Origin of the sequence: Hyphomicrobium nitrativorans NL23 (assembly GCF_000503895.1) — a bacterium.
Taxonomy (GTDB): domain Bacteria; phylum Pseudomonadota; class Alphaproteobacteria; order Rhizobiales; family Hyphomicrobiaceae; genus Hyphomicrobium_C; species Hyphomicrobium_C nitrativorans.
Genome location: NC_022997.1, coordinates 2742622 through 2756610 on the forward strand (window position 1 = coordinate 2742622; position 13989 = coordinate 2756610).

The 13989-nt window shown below is 65.9% G+C and carries 17 protein-coding genes; 8 read left to right on the forward strand and 9 right to left on the reverse strand.

What is annotated here, in order from left to right; all coding sequences use genetic code 11:
- Positions 1–39 precede the first annotated feature (39 nt).
- The 6 genes from W911_RS12765 to fae all read left to right on the forward strand — a co-directional run bounded on the left by W911_RS12765 (position 40) and on the right by fae (position 5677).
- A complete protein-coding gene (locus W911_RS12765) occupies positions 40–939 on the forward strand; it encodes an NAD(P)-dependent methylenetetrahydromethanopterin dehydrogenase (protein ID WP_023787961.1) in 900 nt (299 codons plus the stop codon).
- Positions 936–2090, forward strand: coding sequence for an ATP-grasp domain-containing protein (locus W911_RS12770; RefSeq protein ID WP_023787962.1), 1155 nt, complete (start codon positions 936–938; stop codon positions 2088–2090). Before W911_RS12765 ends, W911_RS12770 begins: the two co-directional genes overlap by 4 nt.
- Positions 2087–3055, forward strand: coding sequence for a methenyltetrahydromethanopterin cyclohydrolase (gene mch, locus W911_RS12775; protein WP_023787963.1), 969 nt, complete (start codon positions 2087–2089; stop codon positions 3053–3055). The genes W911_RS12770 and mch overlap by 4 nt, the downstream gene beginning before the upstream one ends.
- 75 nt (positions 3056–3130) lie before the next feature.
- Positions 3131–4075 carry an ATP-grasp domain-containing protein gene (locus W911_RS12780; RefSeq protein ID WP_023787964.1) on the forward strand — a complete coding sequence of 315 codons (945 nt, stop codon included), beginning with the start codon at positions 3131–3133 and terminating at the stop codon, positions 4073–4075.
- Positions 4072–4941: a triphosphoribosyl-dephospho-CoA synthase gene (locus W911_RS12785; RefSeq protein ID WP_023787965.1), complete on the forward strand. Its 870-nt coding sequence runs from the start codon at positions 4072–4074 to the stop codon at positions 4939–4941. Before W911_RS12780 ends, W911_RS12785 begins: the two co-directional genes overlap by 4 nt.
- Positions 4942–5164: 223 nt before the next feature.
- On the forward strand, positions 5165–5677 hold the full coding sequence (fae, locus tag W911_RS12790) for a formaldehyde-activating enzyme (RefSeq protein ID WP_023787966.1): 513 nt from the start codon (positions 5165–5167) through the stop codon (positions 5675–5677).
- Between the two features lie 418 nt (positions 5678–6095).
- Here the strand turns inward: fae and W911_RS18790 are convergent, their stop codons facing one another.
- Positions 6096–6944, reverse strand: a complete 849-nt coding sequence (locus W911_RS18790; protein WP_023787967.1) for a HisA/HisF-related TIM barrel protein — start codon at positions 6942–6944, stop codon at positions 6096–6098.
- A 90-nt stretch (positions 6945–7034) separates the two neighbouring features.
- Between W911_RS18790 and W911_RS12800 the strand changes: the two genes are divergently transcribed.
- Both W911_RS12800 and W911_RS18380 read left to right on the forward strand, forming a co-directional pair.
- Entirely contained in the window at positions 7035–8057 is a 1023-nt protein-coding gene (locus tag W911_RS12800) for a hydantoinase/oxoprolinase family protein (RefSeq protein WP_023787968.1), read from the forward strand.
- A 163-nt stretch (positions 8058–8220) separates the two neighbouring features.
- Positions 8221–8358 (forward strand): hypothetical protein, encoded by a 138-nt coding sequence (locus tag W911_RS18380; RefSeq protein ID WP_023787969.1) that lies wholly within the window; start codon positions 8221–8223, stop codon positions 8356–8358.
- Between the two features lie 18 nt (positions 8359–8376).
- On the opposite strand, the gene W911_RS12805 is transcribed toward W911_RS18380, so the two are convergent.
- From W911_RS12805 to W911_RS12840, 8 genes are read right to left on the reverse strand one after another with little or no spacing between them, the layout of a single operon-like run.
- The gene (locus W911_RS12805; protein WP_023787970.1) at positions 8377–8961 is read right to left on the reverse strand and encodes a DUF447 domain-containing protein; all 585 of its coding nucleotides are present in this window, start codon (positions 8959–8961) and stop codon (positions 8377–8379) included.
- Positions 8934–9638, reverse strand: coding sequence for an amino acid kinase family protein (locus tag W911_RS12810; RefSeq protein WP_023787971.1), 705 nt, complete (start codon positions 9636–9638; stop codon positions 8934–8936). Before W911_RS12810 ends, W911_RS12805 begins: the two co-directional genes overlap by 28 nt.
- Complete coding sequence (locus W911_RS12815) at positions 9635–10057, reverse strand: dihydroneopterin aldolase (protein WP_041316555.1); 423 nt, start codon at positions 10055–10057, stop codon at positions 9635–9637. Before W911_RS12815 ends, W911_RS12810 begins: the two co-directional genes overlap by 4 nt.
- Positions 10054–10800 carry a (5-formylfuran-3-yl)methyl phosphate synthase gene (locus W911_RS12820; protein ID WP_041316557.1) on the reverse strand — a complete coding sequence of 249 codons (747 nt, stop codon included), beginning with the start codon at positions 10798–10800 and terminating at the stop codon, positions 10054–10056. Before W911_RS12820 ends, W911_RS12815 begins: the two co-directional genes overlap by 4 nt.
- A 31-nt stretch (positions 10801–10831) precedes the next feature.
- A complete protein-coding gene (locus tag W911_RS12825) occupies positions 10832–11572 on the reverse strand; it encodes an ABC transporter ATP-binding protein (RefSeq protein WP_023787972.1) in 741 nt (246 codons plus the stop codon).
- Positions 11560–12345: an ABC transporter permease gene (locus W911_RS12830; RefSeq protein WP_051388558.1), complete on the reverse strand. Its 786-nt coding sequence runs from the start codon at positions 12343–12345 to the stop codon at positions 11560–11562. Before W911_RS12830 ends, W911_RS12825 begins: the two co-directional genes overlap by 13 nt.
- Positions 12332–13324, reverse strand: a complete 993-nt coding sequence (locus W911_RS12835) for an ABC transporter substrate-binding protein (RefSeq protein WP_023787974.1) — start codon at positions 13322–13324, stop codon at positions 12332–12334. Before W911_RS12835 ends, W911_RS12830 begins: the two co-directional genes overlap by 14 nt.
- Complete coding sequence (locus tag W911_RS12840; RefSeq protein WP_158412867.1) at positions 13321–13824, reverse strand: DUF3280 domain-containing protein; 504 nt, start codon at positions 13822–13824, stop codon at positions 13321–13323. Before W911_RS12840 ends, W911_RS12835 begins: the two co-directional genes overlap by 4 nt.
- Positions 13825–13989 lie beyond the last annotated feature (165 nt).

Below are 13989 nucleotides of genomic sequence, written 5' to 3' on the forward strand. Positions count from 1 at the left end.
AATAACCACCGCGCCCACACGTGAACGGGAGACGCCCTTATGAGTGATGCCACGCCTATTCTGCACATGCTTTCGCCGCAGAAGCATATGAGCCCGTTCGACGTGAACATGGCCGCCGACGCCGGCTACAAGGTCATCGTTCCCTACATCAACGTGACGCTCGAAGAGGTGACGCCGCTCGTTCAGGACGCGATCTTCTCGCGCCCACCGGACTATGGCACGCGGACAGGCGTGTTCATCGGCGGCAAGGACGCCATTCTCTCGCTCGACATGCTGGAAGCGGCCCGCAAGGCGCAGGTTCCGCCGTTCCAGCTCTCCGTCGTTGCCGACCCCGCCGGCTCGTTCACCACCGCGGCCGCCATGGTCGCCTGCGTCGAGCGGGTTCTGAAGAACAAGTTCGGCCGCGACTGGAAGGGCGTGAAGGTCGCCGTGTTCGGCGCGACAGGCGTCGTCGGCTTCGCATCCTCGATCATCGCAGCGCTTGAGGGCGCCAACGTGCAGCTCGTCGCGCATCGCGGCGTCGACCGTGTCATCAAGTCGGCTGCCGTCTCCAAGGAGCGCTTCGGCGTCGATCTCGAAGCCGTCTCGGGCGAGACGCCCGAGCAGAAGCGCGAGATCATCGCCAACGCGGAAGTGATCTTCGCCGCCGCAGCCGCCGGCGTGCAGGTGATCTCGAAGGAAGACAAGGCCATCGCGAAGAAGCTCCTGGTCGTCGCGGACGTCAACGCGGTGCCGCCTGCGGGCGTTGACGGCATGGAGCTGTTCATGGACGGCGCACAGTTGCCGGACTCCGAGGCGCTCGGCGTCGGTCCGCTCGCCATCGGCGACATCAAGTACAAGACGGAATCCGGTCTCTTCAAGCAGATGCTCGAGTCGAAGGAAGCGCTGACGCTCGACTTCCGCCACGCCTTCGCGCTGGCCCGCCAGCTCGTGGCTTGACCGGCGAAACCGTCCTTATCGCAGCTTTCTCCGCGCGGGCGCTCGCAGCGTCCGCGCGGCGTGCCGGTTACCGGCCACTCGTCGTCGATTGCTTCGGCGATACCGATACCCTCGCGTGCGCCGAAGCCGCGATCTCTCTACCGGCCCGGGTGCAGGTCGGCTTCACGCCTCGGCCTCTCATTGCCGCCCTCGAAGAGCTTACGGCCAAAGCCTCCTCGCCGCCCATCGGGCTCGTGCTCGGCGCGGGGTTCGAATGCAATCCGCGGCTCGTGCATCGCCTTGGCGAGCGCTTCCGGCTGATCGGCAACGACACGGAAACGATCCGGCGAACGAAAGATCCCGTGCACCTCTTCAAGGTTCTCGACGAGCTTGGCGTTCCCCATCCCGCAACGCAGATGGAAGCTCCGGCCAGCACGGACGGATGGCTGATGAAGCGCATCGGCGGCAGCGGGGGACTGCACATCCACATCTGCCCGCAGACGCCTCGTCCCGACACGCGGCGCTATTTCCAGCGGCGGATCGAGGGCGAACCGATTTCGCTGCTCGGCCTCGTGTCCGAAAAGAGCGCAGCTTTCGCCGTCAGCCGGCAATGGACGAGCCCGCTTCCCCGCCGCCCGTTCCGCTACGGCGGCGCGGCCGGATCTCTCCTGCTCGACGCCGATCTCGAAGCGCGCATGATCGAGATGAGCCTCGCCGTCTCGGAAGCGCTGTCGCTCTGCGGAATCGTGTCGCTCGATTATCTCGTGCAAGACGGCGAACCCTCGCTGACCGAAATAAACCCCCGGCCCGGCGCCTCTCTCGACGTGTTCGACGACGTGTCCGGGACGCTCTTCAAAGCCCACGTGGAAGCCGCACAGGGTGGAGATCCAGCCGCTATTCTCTCCGAGGGATGGCATCCCCCGATTGCGCGTGCCGTGTCCGTTCTTTATGCGGACCGCGGTGCTCTCGACATCGGCGCGATCGACTGGCCCGAGTGGGCCGCGGACCGTCCGGCGCCGGGCACGACCATCGGGCGCGGGCAACCGCTCGCAACCGTGACGGCCGAGGGCGACGATCTCGATACCGTTCAGGCCACCTGCCAAGACCGCTTGGGGGAGCTGGACGCTTTGTTATATGACAATTCAAACGAAGAAGAAGGAGCTCATCGATGAGCAGCAGTCAGGGGTTCGCACCGAGCGTCAACGCGCTGGCGGGCCAACTGGTCGACAACCTCGCACGTAACGCGGCGGCGCTTCGGGTCTCCGTCTCGACCGGCGCCGCCGGCGAGCGGCGCATCGACCTCGGCGCCAACGTTCCCGGCGGGCTCGAAGCCGGACGCCAGCTCGGCGAGATCTGCATGGGCGGCCTCGGCACCGTCGCGATCACCTCGTCGTCGCCGCTGGAGCGCTGGCCGCTCGGCGTGATGGTGCATTCGTCGAACCCGGTCGTCGCGTGCCTGGGCAGCCAGTACGCAGGATGGACGATCACCGACGACGCGGGCTTCTTCGCGCTCGGCTCGGGCCCGGCGCGCGCGCTCTCGCGGGTCGAGGAGCTCTACAAGGAGCTTGGCTACGTCGATCATCACAACAAAGCCGCCATCGTGATCGAAGGCGAGACGCCTCCGCCGCCGGCCGTCGCAACGAAGGTTGCGAGCGATTGCGGCGTCAGGACCAGCGATCTGACGGTGCTCTACGCACCGACGGGCAGCCTCGCGGGCACCGTGCAGATCGCGGCACGCGTGCTCGAAGTCGCGCTGCATAAGGCGCACTCGCTGCACTTCGACCTCAACAACATCGTCGACGGCTACGGCGCCGCGCCGATCGCGCCGCCGATCCCCGACTTCGTCAAGGCGATGGGCCGTACCAACGACGCGATCATCTACGGCGGGCGCATTCAGCTTTTCGTGCGCGGCACGGATGCGGAAGCGGAGAAACTCGCCAATGCGCTACCGTCGAACACGTGCGCGGCCTACGGCAAGCCGTTCGCCGACATCTTCGCGGAGGTCGAAGGCGACTTCTACAAGATCGACGCTTCGCTGTTCAGCCCGGCCGTCGTGACGGTCTCGAACCTCGACACCGGCTCGTCCTTCCACGCCGGACGCCTCGCGCCCGACATCGTCGACGCGAGCTTCAAGTAAGCAACACTTTACCTCTTCCGCGTCGCGACGGGCCAGGATGGCTTTGCTCGACGCGGAGGGGCAACAGGCTTCTCCATGAACCGGCCCGTGACATCGACCGATTTGAGCGACGCGCGCCCCACCGGGCCGCGGATCGTGCTGTTCGTCGAGGACGGATCGGGCGACTGGCACGCCCGCCGCCTCAAGCGCGCGATGGAGGCACGCGGGGCAAGCGTCGTCACCACCACGCTTTCGGCGTGCGCATTCGATACGTCGTCTCCGAGCGGGCTCGAAATCCCGGGCTTCGACGGACTGTTGCCGGACGGGGCTTTCGTACGCTCCGTCTCGACGGGCACGCTAGAGCAGATCACGTTCCGGCTCGGCATCCTGCACGCGCTCCGCGAAAGCGGCGTGCGGGTGTGGAACGATGCGCGCGCCATCGAGCGGTGCGTGGACAAATCGACGGCAACGTTTCTGTTTCGCAAAGCGGGCCTGCCGACGCCGCCAACGCGGGTCGTCGAAATGCGGGACCGGGCGCACGCGCACCTCTGCGCGCATCCGCGGCCGTTCGTGGTGAAGCCGCTGTTCGGCAGCCAGGGCAACGGCGTATGCCGCGTGCGCGGCCCCGAATATCTGCCACCGCCCGAGGACGTGAATAACGTCTACTACATGCAGCACTATCTCCGTGCGCCGGACGCCACGACTTTTGAGGATTGGCGCGTATTCGTCTCGCAGGGCCGGGTGCTCTCGACGATGATCCGGCGCGGGAAGACCTGGATTACGAACGTGCATCAAGGAGCGGAAGCCATTGCGCACGATCCGTGCGAGGAGATGAGCGGCCTGGCGCTCGCGGGCGTGGCAGCCATCGGCGCCGACTATGCAGGGGTCGATGTCATTCGCGACCAGAGCGGACAGCTCATGCTGCTCGAAATCAACTCGAACCCCGCGTGGAAGGGGCTGCAGGCCGTCACCGACGCCGATATCGCCGATGTGCTCGCGGCCGACTTTCTCGCAGCCGTCCTCAAGGCGCCCGCGCGATGAGCTACCCGCTCTCGCGCGAGGTTATCGAAGCCGCCTTCATCGCCGCGTGCCACGCGGAACTTCGGGCGCTCAAGCCGGGCAACGTGCACATCCATGGCGCAGGCCACGACATGGACGTTTCGCACTTCGAGCGTGCCGCGTCAGCGGCGGCGCCCTTTATCGCCGATACGGCATACGGCGTCGGCGGGCGCATCCTGGGCGCGGTCTCGGCCAGCATGGCGGCTGCGGGTTGCAATACCAATCTCGGAATCGTTCTGCTCACGGCTCCCCTTGCCGTCGCGGCCGGTGCGCCCGAAGGACCCGCCAATCTCAGAGAGCGCCTGCGGCGTGTGCTCGACGGGCTCGATCTCGCTGACGCAGATCAGGCATTCCGCGCCATCGTCCTTGCCAATCCGGCCGGGCTCGGGGGCGCGCAAGACGGAGACGTCTCGCAGCCGCCCACCATGACGCTCGGCGCCGCAATGGCGCTCGCCGCGGATCGGGATCGGATCGCACGCGCCTACGTCACCGGCTTCGACGACATCTTCTCCTTTGCTTTGCCTGAACTTTATGCAGCTCGCCGCATTGCACAAAACGACGCCATGGCTGTGACTGCACTACATATGGGCCTGCTTGCGGCCTTTCCCGACAGCCATATCGCGCGCAAGCATGGGCCTGCCGCGGCGGCCGCGGTCCAGAAAGAGGCCCAGGCCCTGCGGCCGTTGTGGGCTCCAGTGCCGCGCTCCGAGACGTGGGAGGCCCTTCTCGATCTCGACCGTTCCCTCAAGGCACGCGGCCTAAACCCCGGCACCACAGCCGACTTTGTGGTCGCAACAGTTTTTGCCGATCGGCTCATTCGTCCGCGTGCGACTCCCGGGCACTCCTAGGCCCTTGTCGAACGCGCAATCCTAGGTCTATTAAGGGGCGGCGCCGCAGCGCCGCTATCTGGCCAACCGGTACGGTGAGCTCCTCATCGTTCGCAGCAACTGGGATAGTCTTCGGTCTGCAGCCGGCCCTCACTCCCCGGGCGGACGCTCCAGGTGAACGTTCAAAAGACGAACACCCGGCGCGCGTGTTTTTTTGTTCAATATGAAGGAAGGGAACCCCCTCATGGCCAAGATTAATCGCGTACTCGTCGGCGAGTCGCTCGTCGGTGACGGCAACGAAGTCGCTCACATCGACCTCGTCATCGGACCGCGCGGCAGCGCTGCCGAGACCGCGTTCGTAAACGCGCTCGCGAACAACAAGGACGGCTTCACGACTCTGCTCGCAGTGATCGCGCCGAACCTGGCATGCAAGCCGAACACGATCATGTTCAACAAGGTCACCATCAAGGACGCCCGCCAGGCTGTCCAGATGTTCGGCCCGGCCCAGTACGGCGTTGCCAAGGCCGTTCAGGACTCGGTTGCTGAAGGCGTGATCCCCGCGAACGAAGCTGACGACGTCTACGTCCTCGTCGGCGTGTTCATCCACTGGGAAGCTGCCGACGACGCAAAGATCCAGGACTACAACTATCGCGCAACGAAGGAAGCTATCGCTCGCGCCGTTGCCGGCCAGCCGACGGCTGCCGAAGCGACCGCACAGCGTAACACGGCTGCACATCCGTTCGCTGCCAAGTCTTGAAGCGGAAACCGTCCACAGCAGGATAACGATGCCCCTCCGTTGAATGGGGGTCTGCTGCAGCGATTGGGAAGACTGCTCTCTGGCCGTTGGAACGGCTAAAAACTTCGGGTGGAACCTTCACGATCCACTCGCAAGTGGACTGAAACTTCGGAGCCTGGTCGCGATGAGCGATCAGGCTCTTTTTTGTTTTCGGACGCAAGCTGCGGGAGGCTTCGTTCAATGGATGTCGGGGGATGTGGAGAGCCGGCGCACTCGCGCCGGGTCGCCTTGCTCCCGGGCGCTGACGCGCTGTTTTTGTTTGCGGACGCAAGCTGCGGGAAGCTTCGGATAAAGGGCGTCGTGCTCTGTGGAGGACCGGCGCACTTGCGCCGGGGGCGCGATCGCGCCCCGAGCGCTGACGCGCTGTTTGATTGGCCTGCTACCCGTCGGTCTCCGCGCCAAGCGCTTCAAGATCGTCGCGCGTGATGGTGCCGGCGTGGAGCGCAGTGGATATAAGCGCGCCCGCGACGCCGATATCGCGCAGGGCGTTCAAATCATCCGCGTTGCGTACGCCGCCCGCCGCATAGACCTCACGCGCGCCGGCGCGGGCGACGATAGAGGCGAGACGCGCGATGTCCGGCCCCTCGCCGCTTCCGACACGCGCCAGCGTCATGACGATGATGCGGGCAGGCCAAAGATCTGTGTTGGCGAGCAGCTCCGGCGGGCCGAGGAACGCTTCGCCGCGGAAGTCGAGCGAGAGCGGCGCGTCGAGCCCGGCTGCTTCGCGCGTTTGCGTGTAATCTTCAATCGCTTTGAGCGTTTCCGATCCTACGACGCGGCTGATGGTATCTGGGTACAGCAGCTGACTCTTATTCAGCGGCTGCGGTCGGGCTTCCCCCCACCCTAACCCTCCCCACAAGGGGGAGGGAATCTGTCGTGCAAGCGGCAAGCTACTGCGTTCCTCCCCCCTTGTGGGGGAGGACAGGAGGGGGAGAGTCCCGGCGTTGGCGTCGTGGCCACAGCCATCGTCGATCCACACCTCGCGGCCGGGCCAGGCGTCTGCAATCCGTCGCTGCGTCGCGAGATCCGCACCGCGGCCTTCGATACCGTCGAGATCTGCCACGTACAGCGTCGGGAACGGGAAAAGCCCGTGGAGCGCGCGTGCGACGGCAACCGGATCGCTGCCTTCGGCCAGCGGCGTCCGCAACGGGCGATAGTTGGCGCGATCTCCCCGGCTGGCGGCGACAGCCTCGCCTCCGCGAATATCGATAACCGGAATTAACCGCATGGCTTTCCTCGTTCTCGCCATGGTGTAACACATCGGCGTGAAACACATTGCGTGCGCGGAAGAGCGCGGCTTCGAAGGACATTCTCAGGCATGAGCATCACGGCTGGTCTCGACGTCGGCGGCGCGCACCTCAAGGTCGCTCTGGTCACGCAAGGACGGGTGACCGCCGTGCGCCAGATCGCCTGCCCCCTATGGCAGGGACTCGACAAGCTCGACGCGGCGCTGGCGGAAGCCCGCCCGCTGATTGCGGATGCGGACACTATCGCGCTCACGATGACGGGCGAGTTGTCAGATCTGTTTCCAGACCGGGAGACCGGCGCGCTGACGCTGATCGGCCGTCTTCAGGAGGCGTTCGGCGACAGGCTTCGCTTCTGGATGGGGCCGCGCGGTTTCGGCAATGCCGACGACGCCCGGCGGCATCATACCGACGTCGGCTCCACCAACTTCCTCGCGACTGCGGCGTTGGTCGGACGCAAAGCGGGCGATGCGCTTCTGATCGATTTCGGATCGACGACTGCGGATGTCATTCCGATCTCGGGCGGCGCGCCTCGCCCGCGCGGGCTAACGGACGCCGACCGGCAGGTCACGGGCGAACTCGTTTATACGGGCTACACGCGGACGGCGGTGATGGGCGTTGCCTCCGCAGCACCATTCCGCGGGCAATGGGTGGGCCTCGCGCGCGAATACCTCGCGACCATGGCCGACGTGCGCCGCATTCTCGGCACCGATCTGGCGGAGGTCGATCAGCACGCGACGGCCGATGGCCAAGGCAAAACGCCCGCCGAAAGCATCACGCGGTTTGCCCGAATGCTCGGCCGCGACGCGCGTGACGGGACGGGCGAAGATTGGCGTGTCGCGGCCGCCCACATTCGCGAAGCACAGCTCCGCTCGATCCACGATGGGGCGGTGCTGGTGCTGTCGGCCTCAGGTCTCGATGCCGCAGCGCCGGTTGTGGCGGCTGGAATCGGGGCGAGCGACGTTGCCGAGATTGCGCACCGGCTGGGACGCACGTTCGTGACCTACGGCGAGCTTGCCGGAGCGGACCCGGCGGCGCAGGCCTGGGCAACAGCCGCCGCGCCCGCCGTTGCGGTGGCTCTGCTCGCGGGGATCTGACGGCGCTGCCCGATTTATCGCATCACGGAATATATGGCTTAACGCAGCCTTTCCGAAATGCCTCCGATGCCGCGCCTGCCCTGAGCCGTGCCTTAAAGGCCGACTGCTAGAAAGATGAGCATTGCTTCAGCGAGCATTGTTCTCCGGGAAGGACAGACGGCCCATGACGTTCAAGCTTTCAATCCTTGCGGCCCTTTGCCTGCCGGCCGTGTTTCTGGCCCTCGCCATTGGCGTCGGCACCGTTCTTTCGCTTCGTTATCGCGCCCGTGGGAAGGCCGCGCAGCCCGTTCTCCTCGCCTGACTAAGACGGGCTTTTGCCTCAGACCTTGCGCGCGGCGCCCTTATCGCCGCTGCGAAACGCCTCGACCCGCTCCATCAGCCAGCCCCAGGCCTCCAACTCGCGCGGTCCGGCCGTCTTCGAAATCGCGATGTTCAGATAGGCCAGCTCCGCGTCGATCTTCTCGGGCGGAAGCATAGAGAGACGCGTGGTGAGAACGGCAAGCTCAAGCACCGCCGCCTCCGCCCGGTTGTAACCACCCCACGGGGCGTGACCCGCGACGTGCACGACCTTGCAATGAAAGCGCGGGCGAACGTCGTCCTCGGTGATGCTCGCGACGGCGAGCTCCCAGTGCGAGACAGCATCGCGCAAACGCACGCCCTTGACGACGTCCGCCGCAACGGTCGGCCATTCGCGACGGCCCGTCACACAGCCGGCAAAGACGCGCACGTCTCCCGGATGGCTCGCGACCGCAAACGGGTTGGCAATCAGGTTGTCGAGCGTTCGCGAGGGCTTGAACGGGGCGATGATCCACCCGTCCCCGTCCTCGATCAGGCCGAGAGGCGCGATGTGCGGCGTCCCCTCCGCATTCGTCGTCGTTACGACGGTCTCGACGATGCGCGGCATGGTCTCGTGTCCTTCCGGGATGCGTTGACGAGCGAACGGGGCCGCCGGCGCTTGGCGAGCGGCCCGCCCACCCAAATCGGCTCCGGCGTTTGCCCCTTGGCGTCGATCAAAGCGGCGAGCGTCGCGCCCTCTCCCGGACCGAGCACATGCCAAGCGAGCGAGGCCCGCTCGACGATGGCCGGGAAAACGGGATCGACGAGCCCAAGCGCGGCCAGCGTCTCGGGGGACGCGCCACGCGGCACGGCGCACGACTTCAAAAGCGCGACCTCTGCGGCGCCAAGGCGTTCCGCCAGACGTGCGGCCAGCCCATCGGACGTGATCGACCAGTCGCGCGGAATGGCCTTGTCGGCCGCACACAGGCGCGCGGGCAACCACACGGGAATGCGACGGTCTCGCCAGGCGCGGACCATGGCGCGGCGCGTGTCCGCCGCCACGAGGCGGGGCGCGAGATCGGTCATCGCGGCCGCCATCTGATGCATGGCGATCAGCGCCATGTCATGCGCGGCGGCGTCTGAAAGGCCGAGATCGGCCTGCGCCTCGCGCACCGCATCGGCGAACGGACCGCCACCCGGCACGACGACGACGGGGCGGCGCGCACGCATCACCAGCGCCAACGTCGCGCGGAGCCGGCCGCTTTCGGCGAGGCTTCCTCCAAGTTTGAGGACGAGCGGGATCACCGGACCGCGTCCGCGCGGGTGCGGTAGATCTCGACGCCGCGCACAGGGCCGCGTTCCAGCTTTTCGATGCGGACGCGGATGGCCGCGATGCGCGCATCACCGAGAACGCGCGCCGCGACGTCTTCGGCCAACGTTTCAATCAGATTGATGTGCCCCTCTGCCGTCCGCTCGTTCACGGCATCGATGATGTCCGTGTAGGACGGCACGGTGTCCATGTCGTCGCCGGAGGCGCGCAGCTCCGGCGCGAGGTAGGCGTCAACCGTCAAGCGCACCTTCTGCGTTACGCCTTTTTCTTCAGCGTACACGCCGATGTTGCAGTCGATCACCCAGTCCTTGACGAAGATGCAATCGCGACCGATGTCACGCGCCTTCTCCGTGGCCGGCGCACCCGGTGAAGATACGCCTTGACGATTGCTCATAGTGTCGTCTCCAGCTCGACGCCTGTCGCGCCGCGATAGTCCATTCGAGGGATCGCCCGGCGAACGGCAGACAGAGCGTCCGCATCGAGCGCCCGCGCGCGATCCGATGCGCGGCAGAGCGCACCGCGAAATCCGAGAACGTCGGGCTCAAGCGTCAACAAGGCCGGAATTTGCGTGAGCTTCAGCGAGCCCGCAAGCCCCGCCATCAATCCGGCCGCCGCGGCCGCTTCGAGGAAAGCCGCAAGCTCTTCCGGCGTGCGATGGTCGAGCAGCGTGCGTCCGTCCTTCACGGCCGTGTCCAGCATGACGCCGGCAAAGCCCGCTTCGCCCAGCGCCGAGACCATCGCGATGTCGAGCGGGCCTTCGGCGTCCGCCATCAGCACCGCGATCAGCGGCGTCGACGCGGCGAGATGGCAACCGAGATGGCGGATGGTTGCGTGCGCGTCGCCGCCTGGAAAGAAACCGATCTTGACGATGTCCGCACCCGTCGCCGCCATGGCGCGCGCGGCCTCCAGTACGGGGGCAGGCTCGGGCGTAAGATCGCCGATGGTGGCGCTCACGGGGACCGACGCGGGAAGAGCCGCGCGAATGGCCGTCACCGTTTCGTGCGGCAGCGCACCGAGCGCGCCTTCCGCCGGGTTCTTGCAATCGACGATGTCAGCGCCATGGCTGGCTGCGAGGCGCGCTTCCGCCTCTGACGTCACGCTGGCAAGGAGGCGGACGCGCCGGGGCTCCGTCGTCATCTTTGGGGGCTCACGTCTCGCGGACTTGTTTTTATCCGTCGCGGAAAATGCGTTCCTGCTCGGCCAGCACCTTGTCCCTGTCGGTCCGCTCGGACGGAGAGAGGCGCACGGTCTCGTCTTGGACGATAGTCGCATTTGCGCTCGACATGCGCAAGATGCGGGTGGCCAGCATCACCGCCTCGGTCCGGTCATGCGTGACGAAGATCACCGTCGTCGGGCGGCGGTTCCAAAGACCGATCAGAAGCTCGCGCAGACCCTGCGCCGTGGGGTCGTCCAGCGAGACGAAGGGCTCGTCCATCAAGAGCACGTCGGGCTCGGTGATGAAGCCGCGAGCAAGCGCCGCGCGGCGCTGCATGCCGAGCGAAAGCCGCTCGGGATATTGAGACGCAAAGCCTTCGAGGCCGACGTGGCGCAGCATGTCGTCGATCCGTTCGACGTGCGGATCGCCTGCGGGAAGCGCAAGCTCGATGTTCTCGCGCACGGTGCGCCAGGGCAGCAGGCGCGGCGACTGGAAGATGTAACCGAGGTGCGTCTCGGGGCCGCCGAGCTTCACCTCGCCCTCGAAGTCGCGGTCGAGCCCGGCGATGATGTTGAGCAGCGTGGACTTGCCGCAACCGGACGGGCCCGTGAGCACGACGAACGATCCCGGTTCGATGTCGATCGAGATGCCGTTCAGGACGGGCTGCGCCTCGCGCTGGCCGGAGGCGGGATAGATCTTGCGCGCGACGCGGACGTTCAGCGATCCCGTCGCCGTGTCGGTTACCGCCGCCATCTGTTCACCCTGTTGCCGAGGGGCTGAAGGACGCCGAACTCGATGATCTGCACGACGAAGATGAAGGCGAGCGCGTAGGCCAGGATCATCGCGACGTCGAACATGTGGAAATAGATGCCGAGCTGGAACCCGACGCCATCGGACCGGCCGAGCAACTCGACGACGAGCACGATCTTCCAGACAAGCGAAAGGCCGTTGCGGGCGGCGGCCAGGAAGAAGGGTGCGAGCTGCGGCAGCGTCACGTGGCGCAGCGTCCGCCAGTAGCCGAAGCGGTACATGTGCGCCATTTCGGCAAGATCTCGCGAGAGGCTTCTGGCACCTTCGCGGACGGTCACGGCCGCGTTCGGGATCTTGTTGATGGCGACGGCGAAAATGGCGGCCAGCTCGGTGCGGCCAAACCAGACATAGCACAGGATGATGACGACGAGCGCCGGCAGGTTCAGGAACAGGATGAGCCAGGTATCGAAGAAGCGATCGGCCTTGCCGTTGCGGCCGAGGGCAATGCCGATGGCCGAGCCGATCAGCATGGCGAGCGTGAAGGCAATAGCCACGCGATAGAGCGTCATGCCGATGTGATAGAGAAGCTCGCCGCTTGCGGCCTCCCGCATCATGGCCGCGAAAACGACGGAGGGGCCCGGCAGATGACGGTGCTGGATGAGGAGCGCCATCACCTCCCAGAAGACGAAGAACGCCACGATCGAGCCGAGGCTCCACGTAAGTCGCGAGACCCACTCCGGCGTTTCTGCGCTTCTCAACGGACTAGGTCGCTGCATGGTGGAAGAGCCCGGGGTCGAAGTTGGTGCCATGGCCGATCAACTCGGCGTCGCCCGCCTCGATGAGCACCTCCATAAGCTTTTTCGCCGCCTCCGTCTGCGCACTCCCCCACGCATCGGGGATACCTGCCCGGTAGGCGGCCTTGATCGCCTCGAATTCGCCATCGGACTCGGGCTTCACGAGCGGGCGCAAACGGTCCCAGGCGCTGTCGTCGGTGGCGAGGATCCGGTTCGCCTCCTGCACAACGGCAAGCAGGGTTTGCAGCTCGCGCGCGTTGGTTGCCTCGTAGGATTCCTTCCAGATGAATCCGACGAGCGAGGGCACGGGATCGACGCCGAGCGCTTTCATGATCTCGCCGACGGAGATGACCTCCCGATAGCCCGTGCCGGTGAGGCGCGCGGCATAGGTCCAGAAGTTGAGGACGGCCTCGATCCGTCCCGAGCGCAGCTCTTCGTTGAGAAGCGGCGCGGCACCATACGAGGCGCGGGCATACCGGGCCATGTCGCGGCCGATCAATCTTTGCGAATAGGCGCGCAGCAAAAGCCAGCTCTTGTCGATCGCGGAGCCCGCGACGCCGAGCTGGCGGCCTTGCAGATCCTGCACGCCGTGGATGTCGCTGTCGTTGGGGACGACGAGTGCGCCAACCGCGGACGAATAGGGCGCGAACTTCAGCTTTTCTCCCAGCGCGCGCTGGCGCATGGCCCAGGTCCAGTCCGATACGATGACATCGGCGCCGTTACCCAGCAGCGCCACGGGGCCGGCCTGGTTCGACGCAACCTCGATCACTTCGATCGGGAGGCCGGCCTTCGTGTCGAGTTCGAGGGCTCGAACGGTTTCGATGACCCAGGAGAGCGAGCCGAAACGCACTGACGCCAGCCGCAGAGGCGCGCCGCTGCCGCCCGCTGCGAGCGGCCACGGCACGAAGCCCGCGGCCACGGCGAGGCCCGTGCCGCAGAGGAGACGGCGCCTGTCGATCATTGCGGGTTGCCCTCGGCCACCAGCAAGCGGTTGCGAGCGAGCCAGCGGACCCCGTGCTGCCAGGACTCGTCCGTATTGCCCTGAATCAGCACGCTCGAATTGCTCACCACCCCGCTCTTGGCGACGTCGACCAGCGAGACCGTCAGGCTCAGATGCGTCTCGGATATCTTGTTCAGCACACTCACCATCAGGAGATCGGCGCCGGCCTTGGTACCGATATCGATCTCACAGCCGTTGCATTCGGAGATGGGCTGTGCCGCTTCGATATCGGCGCGATGAGGCGCGATGTCCACGAGATCGTATCGCCCGTCGGCTTCAATCAGCTTGGCAAGTTCGGCGTTCGCCTTTTCGAGGCGTTCCTGCTCCGCGGGAGAAGGTCCCACTGCGGGGGCGAAAAAATCCATCTCCGTTCGCGGAATCGACATTTCGATCGGGAAAAGTAGCAGCTTGGGACCCGCTTCGGCCGCCGCCGGAAGCGATAGGATCGCCGCCGCCAGCACAGTCAACCAACCCGCGTTTCGCCCCTTCGTCATCGTGCCTCGCCGTTCCTCACATAGACTTTAGTTCTTACGCTATAACGTGCGTTCGATGCGCTTGGATTGGCAAGCCCTAAACTCCGCACCGCCCTCCTCACAGCCTGTAACAAAAACGAGAGCACCAAGTTC